This is a genomic window from Marinobacter gelidimuriae (genome assembly GCF_000372805.1).
GTDB lineage: Bacteria > Pseudomonadota > Gammaproteobacteria > Pseudomonadales > Oleiphilaceae > Marinobacter > Marinobacter gelidimuriae.
Genome location: NZ_KB889876.1, coordinates 1 through 18,097 on the forward strand (window position 1 = coordinate 1; position 18,097 = coordinate 18,097).

The 18,097-nt window shown below is 55.7% G+C and carries 16 protein-coding genes and 2 pseudogenes; 7 read left to right on the forward strand and 11 right to left on the reverse strand.

Annotation, left to right across the window (positions count from 1 at the left end; genetic code table 11):
• The 3 genes from A3OI_RS0107030 to A3OI_RS0107040 form a co-directional block, all read right to left on the reverse strand.
• Positions 1-667: YeeE/YedE thiosulfate transporter family protein (locus A3OI_RS0107030; protein WP_018403593.1), on the reverse strand; the 667-nt coding region annotated here is incomplete at its 3' end.
• Positions 668-678: 11 nt separating this feature from the next.
• Positions 679-1,635, reverse strand: coding sequence for a sulfurtransferase (locus tag A3OI_RS0107035; protein ID WP_018403594.1), 957 nt, complete (start codon positions 1,633-1,635; stop codon positions 679-681).
• A gap of 103 nt (positions 1,636-1,738) precedes the next feature.
• The gene (locus tag A3OI_RS0107040; protein WP_018403595.1) at positions 1,739-2,374 is read right to left on the reverse strand and encodes a YbhB/YbcL family Raf kinase inhibitor-like protein; all 636 of its coding nucleotides are present in this window, start codon (positions 2,372-2,374) and stop codon (positions 1,739-1,741) included.
• A 162-nt stretch (positions 2,375-2,536) separates the two neighbouring features.
• Between A3OI_RS0107040 and A3OI_RS0107050 the strand changes: the two genes are divergently transcribed.
• Together A3OI_RS0107050 and A3OI_RS0107055 are read left to right on the forward strand one after the other, a co-directional pair.
• Entirely contained in the window at positions 2,537-3,280 is a 744-nt protein-coding gene (locus A3OI_RS0107050; RefSeq protein ID WP_018403597.1) for a spermidine synthase, read from the forward strand.
• Positions 3,281-3,491: 211 nt separating this feature from the next.
• On the forward strand, positions 3,492-4,829 hold the full coding sequence (locus tag A3OI_RS0107055) for an NAD(P)/FAD-dependent oxidoreductase (RefSeq protein WP_040474964.1): 1,338 nt from the start codon (positions 3,492-3,494) through the stop codon (positions 4,827-4,829).
• Here the strand turns inward: A3OI_RS0107055 and A3OI_RS0107060 are convergent.
• Positions 4,792-5,205 carry an EAL domain-containing protein gene (locus tag A3OI_RS0107060; RefSeq protein ID WP_228702920.1) on the reverse strand — a complete coding sequence of 138 codons (414 nt, stop codon included), beginning with the start codon at positions 5,203-5,205 and terminating at the stop codon, positions 4,792-4,794. The genes A3OI_RS0107055 and A3OI_RS0107060 overlap by 38 nt on opposite strands.
• A gap of 537 nt (positions 5,206-5,742) precedes the next feature.
• On the reverse strand, positions 5,743-5,970 hold the full coding sequence (locus A3OI_RS0107065; RefSeq protein WP_014869454.1) for a formate dehydrogenase subunit delta: 228 nt from the start codon (positions 5,968-5,970) through the stop codon (positions 5,743-5,745).
• Between the two features lie 339 nt (positions 5,971-6,309).
• Between A3OI_RS0107065 and A3OI_RS24620 the strand changes: the two are divergent.
• Positions 6,310-6,471, forward strand: a pseudogene (locus tag A3OI_RS24620) (IS1595-like element ISUnCu23 family transposase); the annotation flags it as partial.
• A gap of 2 nt (positions 6,472-6,473) precedes the next feature.
• Here the strand turns inward: A3OI_RS24620 and A3OI_RS0107075 are convergent.
• A pseudogene (locus A3OI_RS0107075) lies at positions 6,474-6,689 on the reverse strand (MFS transporter); the annotation flags it as partial.
• 351 nt (positions 6,690-7,040) lie between these two features.
• On the opposite strand from A3OI_RS0107075, the gene A3OI_RS0107080 reads away from it, so the two are divergent.
• The 3 genes from A3OI_RS0107080 (at position 7,041) to A3OI_RS0107090 (ending at position 9,981) form a co-directional block, all read left to right on the forward strand.
• Positions 7,041-8,807 carry a potassium/proton antiporter gene (locus A3OI_RS0107080; RefSeq protein ID WP_018403601.1) on the forward strand — a complete coding sequence of 589 codons (1,767 nt, stop codon included), beginning with the start codon at positions 7,041-7,043 and terminating at the stop codon, positions 8,805-8,807.
• 65 nt (positions 8,808-8,872) lie between these two features.
• Positions 8,873-9,436: a L,D-transpeptidase family protein gene (locus A3OI_RS0107085; RefSeq protein WP_026224054.1), complete on the forward strand. Its 564-nt coding sequence runs from the start codon at positions 8,873-8,875 to the stop codon at positions 9,434-9,436.
• A 263-nt stretch (positions 9,437-9,699) separates the two neighbouring features.
• Complete coding sequence (locus A3OI_RS0107090; RefSeq protein ID WP_018403603.1) at positions 9,700-9,981, forward strand: Lpp/OprI family alanine-zipper lipoprotein; 282 nt, start codon at positions 9,700-9,702, stop codon at positions 9,979-9,981.
• A gap of 282 nt (positions 9,982-10,263) precedes the next feature.
• On the opposite strand, the gene A3OI_RS0107095 is transcribed toward A3OI_RS0107090, so the two are convergent.
• A complete protein-coding gene (locus A3OI_RS0107095) occupies positions 10,264-11,175 on the reverse strand; it encodes a LysR family transcriptional regulator (RefSeq protein WP_018403604.1) in 912 nt (303 codons plus the stop codon).
• A 139-nt stretch (positions 11,176-11,314) separates the two neighbouring features.
• Between A3OI_RS0107095 and A3OI_RS0107100 the strand changes: the two genes are divergently transcribed.
• The gene (locus A3OI_RS0107100) at positions 11,315-12,238 is read left to right on the forward strand and encodes an acyltransferase (RefSeq protein ID WP_018403605.1); all 924 of its coding nucleotides are present in this window, start codon (positions 11,315-11,317) and stop codon (positions 12,236-12,238) included.
• Here the strand turns inward: A3OI_RS0107100 and A3OI_RS0107105 are convergent.
• The 4 genes from A3OI_RS0107105 to A3OI_RS0107125 form a co-directional block, all read right to left on the reverse strand.
• Positions 12,186-14,162, reverse strand: a complete 1,977-nt coding sequence (locus tag A3OI_RS0107105; protein ID WP_018403606.1) for a ribonuclease R family protein — start codon at positions 14,160-14,162, stop codon at positions 12,186-12,188. The genes A3OI_RS0107100 and A3OI_RS0107105 overlap by 53 nt on opposite strands.
• Positions 14,163-14,474: 312 nt before the next feature.
• Complete coding sequence (locus A3OI_RS0107110) at positions 14,475-14,924, reverse strand: DUF411 domain-containing protein (protein WP_018403607.1); 450 nt, start codon at positions 14,922-14,924, stop codon at positions 14,475-14,477.
• A gap of 100 nt (positions 14,925-15,024) precedes the next feature.
• Positions 15,025-17,634 (reverse strand): heavy metal translocating P-type ATPase, encoded by a 2,610-nt coding sequence (locus tag A3OI_RS0107120; RefSeq protein WP_018403608.1) that lies wholly within the window; start codon positions 17,632-17,634, stop codon positions 15,025-15,027.
• Between the two features lie 3 nt (positions 17,635-17,637).
• Entirely contained in the window at positions 17,638-18,069 is a 432-nt protein-coding gene (locus A3OI_RS0107125) for a MerR family transcriptional regulator (RefSeq protein WP_018403609.1), read from the reverse strand.
• Positions 18,070-18,097: the final 28 nt, after the last annotated feature.

The window sequence follows — 18,097 nt, forward strand, 5'->3', positions numbered from 1 at the left end:
GCAGTTCATCCCGTTCAATCGAGCCATGGGCCTTGCGCTCAATGCGGTTGACCCACCAGGTAAGCAGCCCGAGCGCGACAAACTGCACCAGGATCGCGCCGCTGACGCCGAAGGTGTTGACCAGTGGCACCGGATCGAACCCTGGCTGATCCAGCCACCAGGGCAGATGAATGGAACCGAGAACGGTACCGGCGATAAAGAACACCAGCGTCACCACCATCCGTATATTACCGGCACCAACGGTGAACAGGGTGCCGGAGCCACAGCCACCACCCAGTTGCATCCCCATACCAAACAGGAAAGAGCCCAAAACCAGAGAGGTACCTACCGGCGCCACCGCACCCACCAGACCTTCCTGGCCACTGTGCAGCATGGGCACCATGATCAGTGAGGTCACGCCGAACAGCAGTAACTGGGCCCGCATGCCGGCACCGCGCTTTTTGACCACCAGATTGCGCCAGCCGGCAGTGAAGCCAAAAGCTCCATGGTAGAGCGCCATACCAAGCACCGTGCCCACCGCAAAAAGTGCCACCATGAACGGCGCCGTTTCCAACCAGATCAGCCCACCCAACAGGGCAATGCCGACCAGAGCGATTGATACGATAAAACGGTCCACCAGCCAGCCCGGTTCTTGAAAACCAGGCTGTAAAACTGCGGAATCAGTCATTGCTTACCCACTCAGTTAAACCAGTCCAGAACTTTACCCAATCCTTTTTTGGCAACCTGCATCGGCCGATCGCTGTCTTGAGACCACTCGGCCATGGAGCCGTCATACAGCGCCACTTCGTCAAATCCGGCCAGTTCACTCAGCACAAACCAGTCGGTGGCGGCCCAGTGGGCGGTATTGCAGAAGGCAATAGCGCGCTTGTCGCGATCCAGACTGGTGCTTTGCAGCTGGCCGGCAATGGTGTCGGAGTTCAGGTACCAGGCTTTGCCCTGTTGGCTGAGAAAGTTCTGATGGGGAAGATTCATCGCACCAGGAATGGTGCCAGCAGCTTTGGTCGCCGATGATTTTTCCTTACCGGTAAAATAGTCCGCCGGGCGGGCATCTACCAGCTGGCCTTGATTCTGGCGGGCGTCGTCCACTTCCTCAAGCGTGGCCAGCAGCTTCGGTTGCAGCTCGCCTTTGAAAGCACCGAAAGGACGCTGGGCGCCTTCACCACTGGCCACTTCAAATCCGGCCTCGTTCCAGCCGGCGAAGCCGCCGTTTAAAATGGTCACCGCATCGTGGCCCAGCACCTTGAAAGTCCAGTACACCCGCGCCGCGCTGCCAAAGTCGGTGGGGCCGGTACCGGCTGGCACGAGTACAACCGTGTCACCATTATTGATGCCCAAACCGCTGATCAGCCGCTCCAGGCTGGATACCGGAGGCATAACGCCGGTTACGCCATCACGGCTTTCGCGCCAGCCGTCGTCGGTGTAGCTGCTGTAAACCGAACCAGGGATGTGGGCTTTGCGGAAACTACTGCGATCGCCGCCATTGTCGATGCCAGAGCGGATATCCAGGATGACCAGTTCAGACTGCTGGCGCTGCTGTTGCAGCCAGTCGGCCTCCACCAGCGGAGGTAAGTCGCGGTCAGCGGCTGTTGCCAGCGAGCTGAACAGTATAAGGAAGGAAACAAGAAAACGGGCCATAACACCACTCCACACAAGGGTTCTAACAGAATGGCATTATGGCTTAGTCAAAAAGGAATTAATACACGTTTATTTATTCCTTTTTAGAATAAGATAATAGTGCTTACCTTTGGCATTCGGGCAAATCCGGGTTCAGGGTATAGGTACCGGTCACTCGCGCGCTGGCCAATACATGCCCTTTCATGGCATTACGCACGGTAGCACCGTCGAATTCTCCGCTAAGCCCCAGAGTTTCTATATCTAGGGCGTGTACCTCGTAGTGGTAATGGTGCAGCAGCTCATCATTCCAGGGCGGGCACGGCCCATCATAGCCAAAGTAGGTGCCAGCCATATCCGGATTACTGGCCAGAAACTGGGTAAAGTTGTTCACACCGCGCACGCCTACCGGGCCGCCGCCGAATTCTTTGCCCTTCGGAGTAACGCCGTCGCTGTCTTCGCCTTCCGGCAGGCAGCGCATGCGAGCAGGAATATCCACCAGCAGCCAGTGGAAGAAGTCCACCCGCGGGATGTCTTTGGAGATGGTTTTACCTTCCTGATTGGCATCGTCTGCGATGCTGGGCACGTCTGGATCAAACATCACAATGGCAAAGCTGCGCGTGCCTTCCGGCACTTGATCCCAGATCATTTCCGGGCTGCGATTAGCACCAAAACTCATGTGATCGTCTTCATTGAACACGCCGAAGGCAAACTTCTCTGATACAGGTTTACCGTCTTCAATTCCTGACACTGTCAGTTTCACGTCAAATCCTCCTTAGCCCTGACCACTTTTGGTCAGTGATTGATCGTCAACGTTTTTCACCACCATTGTGGCAGAATTCCAGCGAATCTGTGATACAAAGGCCAACCATATCGCCTGTGTCTTTTTTATCAACCACTACCGCATGGAATTATTGTCAGCCTTATGTTCAATGAAGGAGAAATTATTCACCACGTACGCGACGCCCTGGGCAGCGTGCTGGTCATCGACGAGCGCAAACACCGTGTTTTGACGTTCAACTCCATTTTTGAACAAAGCAAAATAGATCGCCGCACACCTCATCTGCCCGTGCACGAATACAATCGCGCCATGATGCTGCCCGCCGCCTTCCATATGCCGGCCCGGGTAACCGTTCTGGGCCTGGGTGGAGGCGCGCTGGCGAGTGCTTTTCATCATCTGAACCCCGAATGCACCGTACACGTGGTCGAACTGCGACAGATTGTGGTGGATGTGGCCCGGGAATTTTTCAGCCTGCCGCAAACCGACCGCATGCAGGTTACCGTCGCCGACGCCCGCGTTGCGCTGGAGCAACTACCCGACGCCAGCAGCGATATGATCCTGGCTGACCTGTACAGCGCCGATCGTATGAGCCCTGCCCAGTCGCAGCGGGTTTTTATGGACAGCTGCGCCCGCGTATTAACAGACGACGGCTGGCTGGCACTGAACTACCACCGCCCACCCGTACCCAACGACGCCTGGTTCCGCCAGCTGAAGAAACACTTTCCGGTATTGCTGGTGTTCCGCAGCAAAACCAACAACACCGTGCTTTACGCCAGTAAACAGCCACTTGAAGCCATAAATGCTAAAGATCCGAAGCTGAACGTTCTGGAGCGCACGCTGCCGATTGGCTGGCGGAAACTGATGGCCAAAGTGAGCCGCCTGGAATAAAAATGAGTCGCTTGGAATAATGCGCACCGCGCCTCTGATGTCTTTACAAGTGCAATAACTCAGCAACATTGCTTACACGGTGTTCATTGTTTGCTAGCGCATGGCGCGTTAATATCCCAAGCTTGCCATGGGTCTCAGTAACGACAACAAAGCGCTTTTATACGCCGGCAGCAAGAGCGCTTTGTTCTCTTTTCTGTAAAGGCCCAATGCGATGGTTGCTCCGAGAAATAAATCCCATAATAGTAGTCCTCACCACATAGTCATCGTTGGCGGCGGTGCCGGCGGCCTTGAATTGATCACCAGCCTTGGCAACACATTGGGGAAAAAAGGCAAAGCCCGCATTACCCTGGTTGATGCCGGTCTGACACACGTCTGGAAACCTCTGCTGCACGAAGTTGCCTCTGGCTCCTTGGACGCCAATGCCAACGAAATCAATTACCGCGCCCACGCTCGCAAACATCATTACGAATTTCAGCTCGGCCGCATGAGCGGCCTGAACCGCGCCACCAAAACTCTAGTGGTTGCGCCATTTATGGGTGAAGGCGGCGTAGAAGTGGTGCCCGAAAGGGAAATTGGCTACGACACGCTGGTGATTTCTGTAGGCAGTACCGCGAACGATTTTGGCACCCCCGGGGCTCAGGAAAACTGCCTGTTTCTGGACAGTCTGTTACAGGCCCGACGCTTTCATAACCTGATGTTGAACGCCTTTTTGCGCAAAAACCACGAAGCTCAGCAAGGCCGCCAACACCGCCTGCACATCAACATAATTGGCGCCGGCGCTACCGGTGTGGAGTTGGCAGCCGAATTGCGCCTGGCCTCGCGCGAACTGCCGGTGTACGGCATGAACCACCTGCGTGCGTCTGACGTGTCTATTTCAGTGATTGAAGCGGCCGACCGTATTTTGCCTGCGTTGCCCACACGACTGTCTTCTGCGGCAACTCGCGAGCTGGAACATCAGCACGTAAAGGTGTTGACGGGCCAACCGGTCAGCGAAATAAAAGAAGACATTATTGTGATGAAGGACGGCACCGAGCTGCCGTCCTTCATGACCATATGGGCTGCTGGCATCAAGGCACCTGTGTTTCTGAGTAAACTGGAAGGTATGGAAGTGAATCGTAGTAATCAATTGGTGGTGCTGCAAACCCTGCAAACCACCCATGACACAGATATTTTTGCCCTTGGCGATTGCGCCGCCTGCCCTCAACCAGGCTCGGAGCGCCCGGTGCCCGCTCGCGCCCAGGCTGCACACCAGCAGGCCGACGCGCTGTTCAAAACTCTGTGCAACCGCCTGCAAAGCAAAGCCGCCGTGCCATTTGTCTACAACGACCACGGCTCGCTGATCAACTTTAGCCGCTACACCACCGTAGGTAACCTGATGGGAAACCTGTCAGGCCGTAGCATGTACATTGAAGGCAAGGTAGCGCGACTGTTCTACGTGTCTCTTTACCGCATGCACCAAGTAGCACTGCACGGCTTTCTGCGTACCGGCGTTATCTGGTTGATGGACAAAATCAGTCGTGCGATGCAGCCGCGTTTAAAGCTGCACTAAGATTTTCAGAGACGGATTGTGGAGCCAAACGGGAACCTATTAACGCTTCTGATAAGCCTCGGCCCAGGCCAGAGCAGCATCTGCCGGTAGGGGCTTGCTGTAGACAAAAACCCTGAGCTTGCTCACAACCCATGTCAATCAGCTTGTCCTGCATGGCCTGAGTTTCAATGCCCTCTGCCACTACCCGGCGCTTAAAGTTCTTTGACAGGCTGATGATGGATTTTACGATCATCTCATCGTCCGCATTGGTGAGCATGTCGCTCACAAACGAACGGTCGATTTTGATTTCCTGCGCCGGCAGGCGGCGAAAGTGGTCAAGCGAGGAATAGCCTGTACCAAAATCATCCAGCCTGGCTATCGCTTTCAAACCCGTCACTTATCAACACGTCGTCTGACAGCATTGATGTATCGATCAGGCTATTCAGCCGTTCGAACAACAAACCCCTTGTTTTGCGCTGCTGAGAGCGATCTGCTGATTCCGGGCTCCACGAAATATCGGTTATGGCGCCTACGCGTAGATAAGGGTATCGAGTTCATGACGAAATTATGCGGGAATGTCGCAGGTCGACCGGAGCCCTGATCAGTCGTTGGGCTAACCGGTGCGGCTTATCGATTTCACACAGAAACTACAGAAACTACAGAAACTACAGAAACTACAACAGGCCCGCATAGGAATTGGTATGCCCGTCGACGAAACCGGCTGCAATCCGGCTTCGAGACAGCGGCAAGAAGGCTGATTTTTGGGTACTATTTTGGGTAGCGGCGGTTTATGCCTGGTCGATCCGCGAGGTTAAACTCTTGAAAAAATAGCACTTTCAGCCACTTTTTTTATCCCCCATGACACATCCGAGCTAGAGCCTGGCGCTGGCAAAAGGGGATAGCAACGTACGCGACGTTGTGGTGCAGCAGAAAGCTAAGATACAGCCTGCAGCTTAGCGATGGTTTTTTGCGCCAACGGCGACAACTCCGCTCCTTCGCTGTTGGCATAAGCGATCACCTGCTGCTTCATGCTGCGAGCCCAGAATTTCTGCAGGTGGCCGGCGGCAACGTCGGTCACCTGGTCGTCGTCACCGTGGTGCAGGTTGTTGGCAATAATCTGGTCGATCATTTTGATCAGGTTGGTTATTTGCTGGTCACTCACAAGGTATTCTCCTGAACAGTGTCGTCAACGGGGGCGTAGATGACGTGGCGGCCCGGGCGGGCAAAAGCCGATAAGGTTCATGCCGCTTTCGCGGGCTTCTCGGATAGCAAGCGCCGTAGGGGCTATGTTCTCGTAAAATGTTGAACGTGTACTAGAATTACAGAAACCGTAGCAAACCTTCGGAGGTTTCCGATGAACCAGGCGCAATTTACCCAGCTCAGTACTGTTATCGATTCTCTCAGTCCCAGTCAACGACATCAGCTGCTCGATAGGCTGCAGCACCCGGAAGCTATACCCGATATCCTCGAACACCTTGAACAAAATCTGCAATCCCACCTCCAATGGCTCCGGCGTTTCAACGGTGTCGCAACCAAATATCTGCCCCATTATCTCGGCTGGTTTCGGTGGTTTGATCAGCAAACCTCAGAAATATCACAACCGTCTGATTTTATGAGCGATTTCATTAGCTCTGAAGCTAATCAACATTTAATGCGAACATAGCCCACCGGGTCTCCAGCCGTCACCAAATTGGCCATAGGCAGCCAAAACACCGAAAAGCCGTAGGCCATGCCGATGCAAAGATGAATCGCCAGCGCCGCAGTGGGCACCAGCCAACGATTGAAATTGGGGCCTGCAACCGTGTTTTCACGGTCAAAAAAACCAGGTTTAGAGCGCGCCTCGTCGCCGTTTTGTAAACGGTCTTGTGTTATGCCGTCCATCAATCACCTCTATTTTGTTGTTGTCGTTTTGTTATTTTTTACAGCTTGAAACTGATCACCCAGTACTGACATATGCACGCTAAAACATATATCGTTGACTGATAATTAAACGAAGCTGAGTATTAATGTAATTCTTTAGATAGTCAAACAACAAATAGGTATTTAACGTATGAATTTTTTTGCATATATACGCCTCTCGGCAACCGTCTTTTAAAGCAAAACAACACCCGCGACACACTCGGCGTAACCCGCATCAACTCTGCTTGTTAACCGTGCCGGCTATGGGCAGACTTACAGCAGGCCAACGCGATCCTTGCCTGGCTTGCTTGCCATTCTTGATATGGAGTTGTGATGGACCCGATGCTCACCCTGGTGGGTGCCCTGATGCTGGTGATCAGCATTGTTTTAAGCCCGCTATCCAGCCGGGTGGGGATGCCTGTACTGCTGATTTTTTTGGTGGTCGGCATGATGATGGGCGAAGACGGGCCAGGCGGCATTCGTTTTGATGATTACCAGCTGGCGTTTCTGATCGCCAATCTGGCCCTGGGCGTGATTCTGTTAGACGGTGGTATGCGCACACGTGCTGAAACCTTCCGTGTTGGCCTGCGCCCCGCTTTGGTGTTGGCTACCCTCGGTGTTTTTCTAACCGCTGCCGGCGCAGCCGTAGTCGCTTGGTGGGTGTTTGATTTGCATTGGATGCTAGCGCTACTGATCGGCGCCATTATCTCGTCTACCGACGCTGCGGTGGTGTTCTCGATGCTGCAAGGCAGCGGCATTCATCTCAACGAGCGTGTCAGCGCCACGTTAGAAATCGAGTCTGGCAGCAACGACCCCATGGCCATTTTTCTGACGTTGCTGATGGTCACGCTGATTGGCAACGCAGGTGAGAACAACGTTGGCCCCGCCCTGCTGTTACTGGTGGAACAGTTTGGTATTGGCAGCATTGCCGGATTAATCGGTGGCGTAGCCGTCGTCGCACTGGCCAATCGGATGCGCCTGGCACCGCCGCTTTACCCACTGCTGGTAGCCGCCGGTGGTATTGCGGTATTTTCCGCCACTAACGCTCTGGGCGGCAGTGGCTTTTTGGCGATTTACCTGACCGGTGTGGTCATTGGTAACCGGCCTGTACGCATGATGCCGATGATTCTGCAGGTGCACGACGGTCTGGCTTGGCTGGCGCAGCTGTGCCTGTTTCTTATGCTTGGGCTTTTGGTGGCCCCGTCGGAGTTACTGCCCCTGGCGGGCGGAGGTCTGATATTGGCGCTGGCGCTTATTTTCGTGATTCGACCACTCATTGTAATGGCCACACTCTGGCCATTTGGTTTCAACCGCCGTGAGCTGGGTTTTATCAGCTGGGTAGGCCTGCGCGGTGCGGTGCCTATCGTGCTGGCACTGTTCCCCATTATTGCCGGCCTGCCAGACGCGCAACTGGTGTTCCACGCCGCCTTTTTTATCGTGCTGGTGTCATTGCTGGTTCAGGGCACCACTATGGCGCCTTTGGCGCGCTGGCTAAAGCTGGAAGTACCGGCCGACAACGCGCCGCTTCGTCGCTTTCCTCTGGACGCCCCGGGCGCCGACGATCATGAATTAATGCTGTTTCCATTGCGGGGCAAAAACTGGGAGCTGCCGCGGCGCCTGGACCAGCTCAAATTTCCAGATAACACGGCGGTGGCCGGCGTATTCCGAAACCGATTGTGCCTACAATCACAAGCCGATCTTGAAGTGATTCAGGGCGACATTATCGCCGTATTTGCCACGCCAAGCGTTTTACCGGACCTGAACAAATCACTCAGCGGGGCCTACGCTCCCGGCCACTTGGCCGAACGTGCGTTCTTTGGCGACTTTGTGTTGAACGGCGACGCTCTGCTGGGCGATGTAGAGCAGGTTTACGGCATTGAATTTGATGAACTGCCGCCCGACTTGTCACTCGCTGAATGCTTTGCCCAACGTACTAAGGGCCGCCCGGTTATTGGCGACCTGGTAGCTCTGGGGCCGGTTACGCTGGTGGTGCGTTCAATGAACGGCGACACCGTTGCCAAGGTAGGCCTGAAAATGGACGCCCAGCAAAACGCAGCCGAGGCAAAACATAACAACACCAAAGATGACAAAACCCATTAACAACTGCACCTTCAGTCATGATATAAACATTCTGAATTAACATTAATCATTGGTAAGTCGGTTTTATGAGTATGGGTCGATTGTTTGTTTTATGTTCACTGCTGCTGACTTTGCTCACGCCCCAGGCCCTGGCTTCGGATTTGCTGGCGCGAGCAGACACCCGTCTTCCATTTCCGCATTCGTCAGACATCGACCAGCTACCGTCCATCACCAAAGTACTGGTGCAAAAAGGCGAGCGTTCACTGCAGTTGCTCAGTGGTGAGCAGGTTATCCGCCAATATCGCATTTCACTGGGTGACAATCCCCAGGGCCACAAGCTTTACGAGGGCGACAGCCGCACCCCCGAAGGCGAATACTCCCTGGACTGGCGCAACGCCGGCAGTTCATTTTACAAGTCTATTCACATTTCCTACCCCAGCGCCAAAGACCGTGAAATGGCCGAAAACTGGGGCCTGAACCCAGGCGGCAGCATCATGATTCACGGCCTGCCCAACGGAACCGACGACGATTTTGCTTTTGCTTTTTTTGGGCTTGATTGGACTGACGGTTGCATTGCCGTCAGCAATCAAGAGATTGATGAAATCTGGCAACTGGTAAGCGATGGCACCCCGATTGAAATCCTGCCCTGAGGCCCTTGTTGGAAGTTAAGCTAAGTGCCGACATTAGAATAGTTTTCTGACATGAAACGCCGTGTAAGATTACGTTGTTGTCATAAGCTTCGGACATTTACCTACGCTTAGTTAACATTTGGTGGCAGACTGATTTACACTATCGGCTGCTTCGGTGGTTAATCGCTTATCAGACCTGTATTGGCAGGAGGCGAGTTGACGGGATGTCAGCTACATTGATTATCGGACTTCGGGAAATACAACGACTAATAAGGGGACTTGCAATGCGTAAACTGACGATCGCTGGGTTTGCACTGGCAGCTGCTTTGACTGCTGGTTGTGCCACTACTGATGACGCCGCTATGAGCGAAGCCAATGCTACAGCTAATTCAGCTGAGCAAACGGCTGAAAATGCAATGAACACCGCCAACAGCGCCGCCAGCTCTGCCCGCTCTGCCAAGCAGACAGCTGAACAAGCTCTGGCTGCTGCCAAAGCTGCTCAAAAATCCGCTGACGAAGCCAACGAGCGCGCCAAGCGCATGCTCGACCGGGCCAGCAAGAAGTAAGCTTTGCACTATAAAAAAGGCCGGTAACTCCCAAGCCACTCGCCTTATGGGTGGCTGAGGGTTTGCGCCAAGTGGTGCTAGTAAAAAGCCAGCGATTGAATCGCTGGCTTTTTTATTGCCCCTAAAAACTCAACTACTTTGCTTGAAGACCCCCCAGCTGGAGTTGCGTTAACGTGTTGTACTAGGCATCCATCAGGTCGTAACAATGGGTCACTCGTCGGCTAGTCACTTCTGCCAGTGGAATGGCAACCTGGCTGTCAACCTATGAATGATATCGATTGATTATTGCATCATTCCATCCATGGTGGCCGCCACCGCGTTTATCTGGTTGCGCAACCAGCGGTGGGCAGCATCGTTCTGATAGCGTTGGTGCCAGATCATCAACAGGGTAAAGGGCTTGTAGTCGAACGGCAGTGGCACCCAGGCGGCCCGCGACAACAGCTGCTGAGCCATACGTTCCGGCGCCACTGCCAACATGTCGGTACCGTATAAAAGGCTGGCAAGGGCCGAGAAGTTTGACACGCTCACTCTCTTGGTGCGGCGCAGATTGCGGGCACTCAAGGCTTGGTCCAGCCCCGGCTGTTCGGCGGAACCCAGCATCAGGCTGATGTGGTCGGCTTTGAGGAAATCGGCCAGGGTATGAGGCGGCTCGCGCCGGGCCGGATCATAAAACACCACCATGCGGTCGGTCATCAAGCCACGTTGCATAATATCGCTGGCTTCCGGTGGGTGCGGCGACACAATCAGATCGCAGGTTTCCTGGCGTAACAGCTCGGCGCCGGGAATGCCGGCGGCGATCACCTGCAGGCGAATGCCCGGCGCCTGCTCACGCAAAATAGCCAGCAAGCCGGGCAGCAAAAGGTCGCGCTCATAATCGTTGGCGGCGATGGTAAACACCAGCTCTGCGGTTTGCGGGCTGAACGGCGGGCCGGAGGACAGCGCGCGCAAATCATCCAGCACCTGACGAATGTGCGGGCCGGCCTGCTGGGCATAACGGGTAGGGGTAATGCCACGCCCGGATTTAACAAACAGAGGGTCACCCAAAGCCTGGCGCAAACGCTCCAGGGTGTGACTGACGGCCGACTGGCTAACCCCAAGCGTTACTGCGGCCCGCGATACGCTGCCTTCGTCCAGCACCACCAAAAAAGTGGCCAGAGCGCGCAGGTCCAGATTGAAAGGTTCAACAGGGTTCATCAGCGGGAATCCGGTGTCAGTGCCATAATAATGTCATTACGATACCACGCTGGTAACAGTAGAGGGCATTCGCCTCTGCCCAAGACCCAACGTGGTTGTTATGATTAGCAGTTATGAATTTTCAAAATGGAATGAACCCATGCTCAGTTTTTTACCTGCGCCGGTGATTGGTGTACTGAACTCGTTGCTGTTGTTACTGAATACCCTGGTGTGGTGCCTACTCTTATATATTCCGGCGCTGTTGAAGTTGATTATTCCCCACAAGGGTTTTGGTGTGCTGTGCACCAAGCTGATTATTCGCGTGGCCGAAATTTGGGTAGCTTGTAACAGTGGCTGGATGAAACTCACCCAGGGCACCCGCTGGGAAGTGACCGGGGCCGAAGAGCTGAAGCAGGAAAGCTGGTATCTGGTACTTAGTAACCACCAGAGCTGGGTGGATATTCTGGCCATGCAGCGGGTTTTTCACGGCAAGGCACCGTTTCTGAAATTCTTTCTGAAGCAACAGTTGGTGTGGGTGCCGGTGATCGGCTTGGCCTGGTGGGGGCTGGATTTCCCGTTCATGAAGCGCTATTCGCGCCAGTATCTGGTAAAGCACCCCGAAAAACGCGGTGAAGATATGAAAGAAACCCGCCGCGCCTGCGAGAAGTTCCGTCACACGCCCGTCAGCATTATGAACTTCGTAGAAGGAACGCGCTTTACGCCGGCCAAGCGTGCCGCCCAAAAATCACCCTACACTCACCTGTTACCGCCAAAAGCTGGCGGTGTTGGCTTTGTGTTAGACGCTATGGGTGATTCCGTCAAAACACTGGTGGACGTAACGATTGCCTACCCCGGCGGTGCGCCGACCTTCTGGCAGTTCCTGTGCGGCCAGGTGTCAGAAATTAAAATGGAAATTCACACCGTTGCCATTCCCGACAACCTTAAAGGCCGCGATTACATGGCCGACTCTGAATACCGCCGCAACGTAAAGCTTTGGCTTGCCGAACAGTGGCAAGCCAAAGACCAGCGCCTTACGCGGATGCTGGGACAGGCTCCTGCTTCTGCTCCTGAAACGTCAGATTGATCTGACGGCGTTCGTCATCTACCCCGGCCAGGCGCACCGTAACGGCCTGGTCGAGTTGGAAGATGCGGCCATTTTTGTTGTGAATCAGGCGCAGGGTGATCGGGTCAAAACTGTATTTGCCATCCAGGTCACGGCAGCTGACAAACCCTTCCAGGCCGTTGCAATTTAAGCGCACAAAAAAGCCGGCGGGAATGGTGCGGCTGATAACGCCGCCCATGTCATCATCGCCCAAGGTTTTTGCAAAGTCGCTTTTTAGCCAGTTCTCTACGCTGTTGGCGGCTTGGCGAGCCTGTATCAGAGTCGCCTGAAGCGTGCTAAGGGCGTTGTTATCCAATTCTTCCAACGGCGCCTGCCAGATCAGCGATTTGATCACCCGGTGCACGTAAAAGTCGGTGAACTTGCGTAGCGGTGAGGTGAACGTGGTGTAGGCAGCAAGCCCCATACCCTGGTGTGGTGCGGGGCTGAAGGCCAGCTCGGCGCGGGCCAGTTGGCGCGCGACAATGGATTTTACCGGGACGTCCACGTTCAGGCTGTCGGCGGTTTTCATCAGTGTTTTGAAACTCTCTGCCTGGGCAACGTCCAGCTCGGCAAGCTGTGGCAGGTGTTGTTCCAGCAGCTTGCGGATGTTGTCATGACGGTCGGCGCGCAGGCCACTGTGACAAATAAACAGACCTTTGTTGTGCTGCGACAGAAAGTCGGCGGCGCAGCGGTTGGCCGCGACCATGCACTCTTCTACCAGGCGGTGAGCTTCATTTTGAACCGTGGGTTCAATGCTGCGAATACGGCGGTTTTCGTCCAGCCGCAGGCGGAACTCCGTGCGGTCACCATTAATAAGAGCGTGTTCGACGCGCCAGCGACGCAGCGCGGTAGCGGCCTGGTGCAGCTGGTCCAGGCTGTTAGACACGGCTGGCGACAGAGCTTTAATGTCGTCGTCTTCGCGGCCGTCAATCAAGTTGGCAACCAGTTCATAACTGAGCTTGCCGTGGGAGCGGATGCTGGCCTGGTGAAAACTGTAATCGCCCAGACTGCCATCGTTGTTAACCTGCAGATCGCAAACCAAAGCCAGGCGCGTAGTATCGGGCTGCAGCGAACACAAGCGGGTGCTGGCGGCATCGGGCAGCATCGGCAGCGGCTCGCCCGGAAAGTAAATGGCGGTGGCTCGGCGCATGGCTTCGCGTTCGGTGGCGCTGCCTGGCTCAATCAGTGCGGTGGGGTCGGCAATCGCAATCGACAGCGCCCAGCCGGTGGCATTTGGCACCGCCAGCAGGGCGTCGTCCATGTCTTGGGTGCCCGGGCTGTCGATAGTGACATAGGGCTGCGAGCAGCGGTCTTCTCGCCCTGCGCTGTGTGCGGCTATCGCGTCTTCACTGAGCGCTTGGGCGTGTTGCTGCACTGCCTCTGGCCATGCGTCAGACAAATCAAAACCGGCCATGGTCAGCGCCCGCTCAATACCGGCATCGCCGGCCTGGCCTATTACCCGCAGTACCCGGGCCTGGCCTTTGCCGTCTTTGATCGGGTGGCGGTGCAGGCGGCAATATATGTAATCACCGGGCTGGGCGCCGTTACGCTCTTTTGGCGGTATGAAGATCCAGCGGTTAATGCCCGCCGTTTCCGGCACCACAAAATGGCCTTTGCCCCTGACCTGGTAGCGGCCTACGAAGGTATCCAGCGAGCTGTTTAACAGCTCTTCTACCACGCCTTGGGTTTTGCCTTTCTCAACATCCTGTTCGATGATGTTGATACGGTCGCCGGGAAGCACTTTTTGCATTTCCTCGGGCGGAAGAAACACATCTCTGCCATCGTCCATGGCAACAAAGCCAAAGCGGCCATTGGTTGCTTTTACGGTGCCGGAAAAAACCACTTTGTGTTCTTCGATATCAGATTTCAGCTGGCGCAACTGGCTGAGAGCGTCGGCATTAAGCATGAAGTAACCTGGCTGATAAAAAAATGAATGTTGCCGCGCAGTATAACTGTAAAGGGGCAATGAGTCAGACCCGTTAGGCAATGAGAGCGTCGCTGATGCTTTATTTGTTGGGTCAGGCCGATTTGGAGTTCTAGCGACCTGCTTACCCCAGCGCTCGATACTAAAGGAAATAATTACCAAGCTATATAAAAATGTCGCGGTGCTTTATACGTTGCGCTTGGAGTAAGGGCAGGCTGTCATTGTAATTCATTATCAGCTCGATCGGGGCGCGTTGGCCGGCACGGCGCAACCTCGCCCCGAATCGTGCGGTCATCAGTTGTGTTCGGTGAACACCCGGGTCTGGCCGTTGGTGTTGAATAACAGCACTTGGTACGGATCTTTGCGATCGCCCATTTCCATTCCCGGTGAGCCTGCAGGCATGCCCGGCACGCTCAAGCCACGGGCTTGGGGCGCTTGGCTTAACAGGCGTTTGATGTCGTCCGCCGGCACGTGGCCTTCAATCACGTAATCGTTGATAAACGCGGTGTGGCAACTGGCCAAAGCCGGTGTCAGGCCGGCTTCGATTTTCACCGGCGTGACATTGTCGACTTCGCTGACTTCCACCTCAAAACCGTTGTCCTCCAGGTGTTTGATCCAGTCGGTGCAGCAGCCACAGGTGGGCGATTTGTATACGTGAATGTTGTGCTCAGATTCGGCGCTTGCCAGGGCCGAGCCAAAGCTCAGGCTAGCGCCCAGTAACATGGCTAGAGTACGTTGCTTCATAAGTGTTACCTCTTCGTTTTGGTGTCAGTGGGCGCCAACCAGAACCACCAGACGACGGCGGCCATCAGCGCTAAACCTGTGAGGTTGACCAAAAAAGATGTCATTGGCTCTGTTCCTGTTTGGCGGAGCTGTCTAATTTGCGACTGGTTTTGAACAGTCGCAGCCGGTTAGCGTTGGTAACCACGGTAACCGACGACATCGACATGGCTGCACCGGCAAGGATCGGGCTTAACAGAATGCCCCACAATGGATACAGCAAGCCAGCGGCAATGGGAATACCCAGGCTGTTATAAATAAACGCGCCGAACAGATTCTGGTGAATGTTCTTCACCGTGGCGCGGGATATTTCGATGGCGTCGGGAACCCCGTGCAGGGACCCGCGCATCAGTGTAATGGCGGCGCTTTCAATGGCCACGTCGGTGCCGGTGCCAATGGCAAAGCCAACATCGGCGGCGGCCAGAGCCGGGGCATCGTTAATGCCGTCACCCACCATGGCGACGGTATAGCCTTTTTTACGCATGTCATTAACCACGTCGGCTTTGTCTTCCGGCAACACTCCGGCACGATAATCGTCAATACCGGCACTGGCGCAGATGGCTTTGGCGGTGGCGTCCACATCGCCGGTGACCATCATCACTTTGATGCCGGCTTGATGCAACCGTTCAATGGCGGCCCGGGAGTCGGGTTTGATGGCATCGGCGACGCCAATGACGCCCAGCACCCGGGTGCCCAAGGCTACAAACAGCGGGGTGCCGGCGTTGTCGGTAATACTTTGGGCGGCCTGGTCCAACGGGGTTACATCCAGCCCTTCATCTACCAGCCAACGCCGGTTGCCCAGGCGCAGGGTATCGCCATTGTGTTGCCCGGCTACACCCTTGCCGTTGAGGCTGTCGAAGCCGGTTATGTCGGCCGGTTGAATAGTGTCCTGCCGGACTTTTTCCATAATGGCGTAGGCCAGCGGGTGCTCTGAATACTGCTCAAGACCGGCGGCCAGGGCCAGCAGATGAATTTCGTTACCGTCTACTACATGCACTTGGGTAACCGCGGGTTTGCCGGCAGTGATAGTGCCGGTCTTATCCAGAATGACCAGGTTGATCTTGCCAGCGGTTTGCAGGGCTTCACCCTGGCGGATCAGCGCGCCGTATTCAGCGGCTTTGCCGACGCCGACCATCACCGACATGGGCGTGGCCAGCCCCAAGGCGCAGGGGCAGGCGATGATCAGTACGGTGGTGGCGGCCACCATCATGTGCGCTACTGCCGGGTCTGGCCCCAGATTGTACCAGGCGAGCGCGGCGGCTATGGCGATTAGCATCACACTGGGCACAAATACTGAGGAAATTTTATCCGCCAGGCGGCCTATCGAGGGCTTCGAGCCCTGGGCTTTTTTTACCAGCCGGATAATTTGCGCCAGGGCCGTGTCGCTGCCTACACGGGTGGCTTCGTACACAATGCTGCCACGGGTGTTCAACGTGCCGGCAGACACTTCGTCGCCTTCGCCTTTACTGACCGGCATGGGCTCGCCGGTGAGCATGCTTTCGTCAACGCGGGTGTTGCCTTCGCGCACTACACCGTCCACCGGCAGCTGTTCACCGGGCCGAACGCGAATCTGGTCGCCTTTACGCACCTGCTCTATGGGCAGGTCCTGTTCCTGGCCATCGCGGATCACGCGGGCGGTTTTGGCGCGCAGATCCAGCAGCCGGCGCACGGCTTCGGAGGTTTTGCCTTTGGCGCGCAGCTCTAAGGCCTGGCCCAGATTGATCAGACCGATGATCATCGCCGAAGCTTCAAAATACACGTGGCGCGCCATTTCTGGCAGGGCTGCGGGGAACACCGCCACCACCATGGAATAGATCCACGCGGTGCCGGTACCCAGCGCTACCAGGGTGTCCATATTGGCGTTGTGGTGGAGAAAGGCTTTCCAGGCGCTGGTGAAAAAATGGCTGCCGGTGGCAATCATCACGCCCAGGGTCAGAATGCCCAGATTGATCCAGATGGTCTGGTTGCCGGCATCTATGGTCATCGAGCCGAAACCCAGGCCCCAGATCATCAGGCCTACACCCAGTGACAGGCTGACCGCCATTTTTACCAGCAAGGTGCGGTAGCGTTTGCGATCTTGCTGCTGGCGGCGTTCGTCTGCGGTGTCTGGATCTTCAATCACGCTGGCGCCGTAGCCGGCGCTTTCGATGGCGTTGATCAGTGCTTGTGCGTCTGCTTGACCGCTGGCGCTGGCCGTATTGTCGGCCAGGTTCATGTGGGCGTGGGTAACGCCGCTAACCGACTTCAGGGCTTTTTCGATGCTGCTGACGCAAGACGCGCAGGTGGCACCGGTGACCGCCAGCTGAATTCCGTCGTTACTGTCGTTGCTGTCGCTGGCGGCGCTGGCCGTCTCTGGCGCAGGGGCCTCTGCTTCCTCAGCGTTACCTTTTTCGCTGCGACCGGATGGCGTTATCTTGCTGGCACAGCAGTTTTTGGCGGCGGGCTCGGCATGGAGAATCTTCGACGGGTAGCCCGCTTCGGTGATTCTTCGGGCAGCGTCGGTGGCGTCAATGCCTGCGGGCAAGGTGACGGTTTTCTGCTCGATGTTCACATCCACCGCGGCACTGTCGGTGACCAAAGGTTCTAATGCCACGCGGATTTTACGGGCGCAGCCCTGGCAGGTGGCACCGGCAATGCTGAGCCGATTCTCGGTGTTAGCGGTTGTGCTGTCCATAATTCAGAGTTCCTCCGTCAGGTTAGGTTCGGCCTGATCCCAGTGTTCAATTAAACGGCAGATGGTATGGCCGTCTGGTGTGCCATCGGGCATGTCTCGCCAAGCGTCCAGGGCCTTTTCCATGCGCTGGTGCAGTTGTTGGAGCTCGTTAATCTGGAGTTCAACCTCGGCCAGGCGTTGTTCAAACAGGCCGCGCACCATGGGACAGGGGGAATGCTCGTCGTCGGCTTGGTTCAAAATGTCGCGGATCTCGGGCAGGGAAAAACCGAGCTGGCGGGCCTTACGGGCAAAACGTAGGCGGCGCAGATCATCGCTGGAGAAATGTTGGTAGTTGTTCGCCGGATCGCGGCTGGGTGCCAGCAGTTTTTCGCGGGTGTAGAAGCGTACAGTGTCGGGCGTTACCCCAGCGGCACGGGCCATGTCTTTTACTTTCATAAACTACCCCGTCGCCTTTTACGATGAG

What these genes read in the sequence shown, in the direction of transcription:
- A3OI_RS0107125 (WP_018403609.1), bottom strand. Translation starts at nt 18,069, where the DNA reads ATGAAAGTAAAAGACATGGCCCGTGCCGCTGGGGTAACGCCCGACACT.
- A3OI_RS0107080 (WP_018403601.1), top strand. Translation starts at nt 7,041, where the DNA reads ATGGACCCGATGCTCACCCTGGTGGGTGCCCTGATGCTGGTGATCAGC.
- A3OI_RS0107055 (WP_040474964.1), top strand. Translation starts at nt 3,492, where the DNA reads ATGGTTGCTCCGAGAAATAAATCCCATAATAGTAGTCCTCACCACATA.
- A3OI_RS0107100 (WP_018403605.1), top strand. Translation starts at nt 11,315, where the DNA reads ATGCTCAGTTTTTTACCTGCGCCGGTGATTGGTGTACTGAACTCGTTG.
- A3OI_RS0107035 (WP_018403594.1), bottom strand. Translation starts at nt 1,635, where the DNA reads ATGGCCCGTTTTCTTGTTTCCTTCCTTATACTGTTCAGCTCGCTGGCA.
- A3OI_RS0107110 (WP_018403607.1), bottom strand. Translation starts at nt 14,924, where the DNA reads ATGAAGCAACGTACTCTAGCCATGTTACTGGGCGCTAGCCTGAGCTTT.
- A3OI_RS0107050 (WP_018403597.1), top strand. Translation starts at nt 2,537, where the DNA reads ATGTTCAATGAAGGAGAAATTATTCACCACGTACGCGACGCCCTGGGC.
- A3OI_RS0107085 (WP_026224054.1), top strand. Translation starts at nt 8,873, where the DNA reads ATGAGTATGGGTCGATTGTTTGTTTTATGTTCACTGCTGCTGACTTTG.
- A3OI_RS0107105 (WP_018403606.1), bottom strand. Translation starts at nt 14,162, where the DNA reads ATGCTTAATGCCGACGCTCTCAGCCAGTTGCGCCAGCTGAAATCTGAT.
- A3OI_RS0107095 (WP_018403604.1), bottom strand. Translation starts at nt 11,175, where the DNA reads ATGAACCCTGTTGAACCTTTCAATCTGGACCTGCGCGCTCTGGCCACT.
- A3OI_RS0107090 (WP_018403603.1), top strand. Translation starts at nt 9,700, where the DNA reads ATGCGTAAACTGACGATCGCTGGGTTTGCACTGGCAGCTGCTTTGACT.
- A3OI_RS0107120 (WP_018403608.1), bottom strand. Translation starts at nt 17,634, where the DNA reads ATGGACAGCACAACCGCTAACACCGAGAATCGGCTCAGCATTGCCGGT.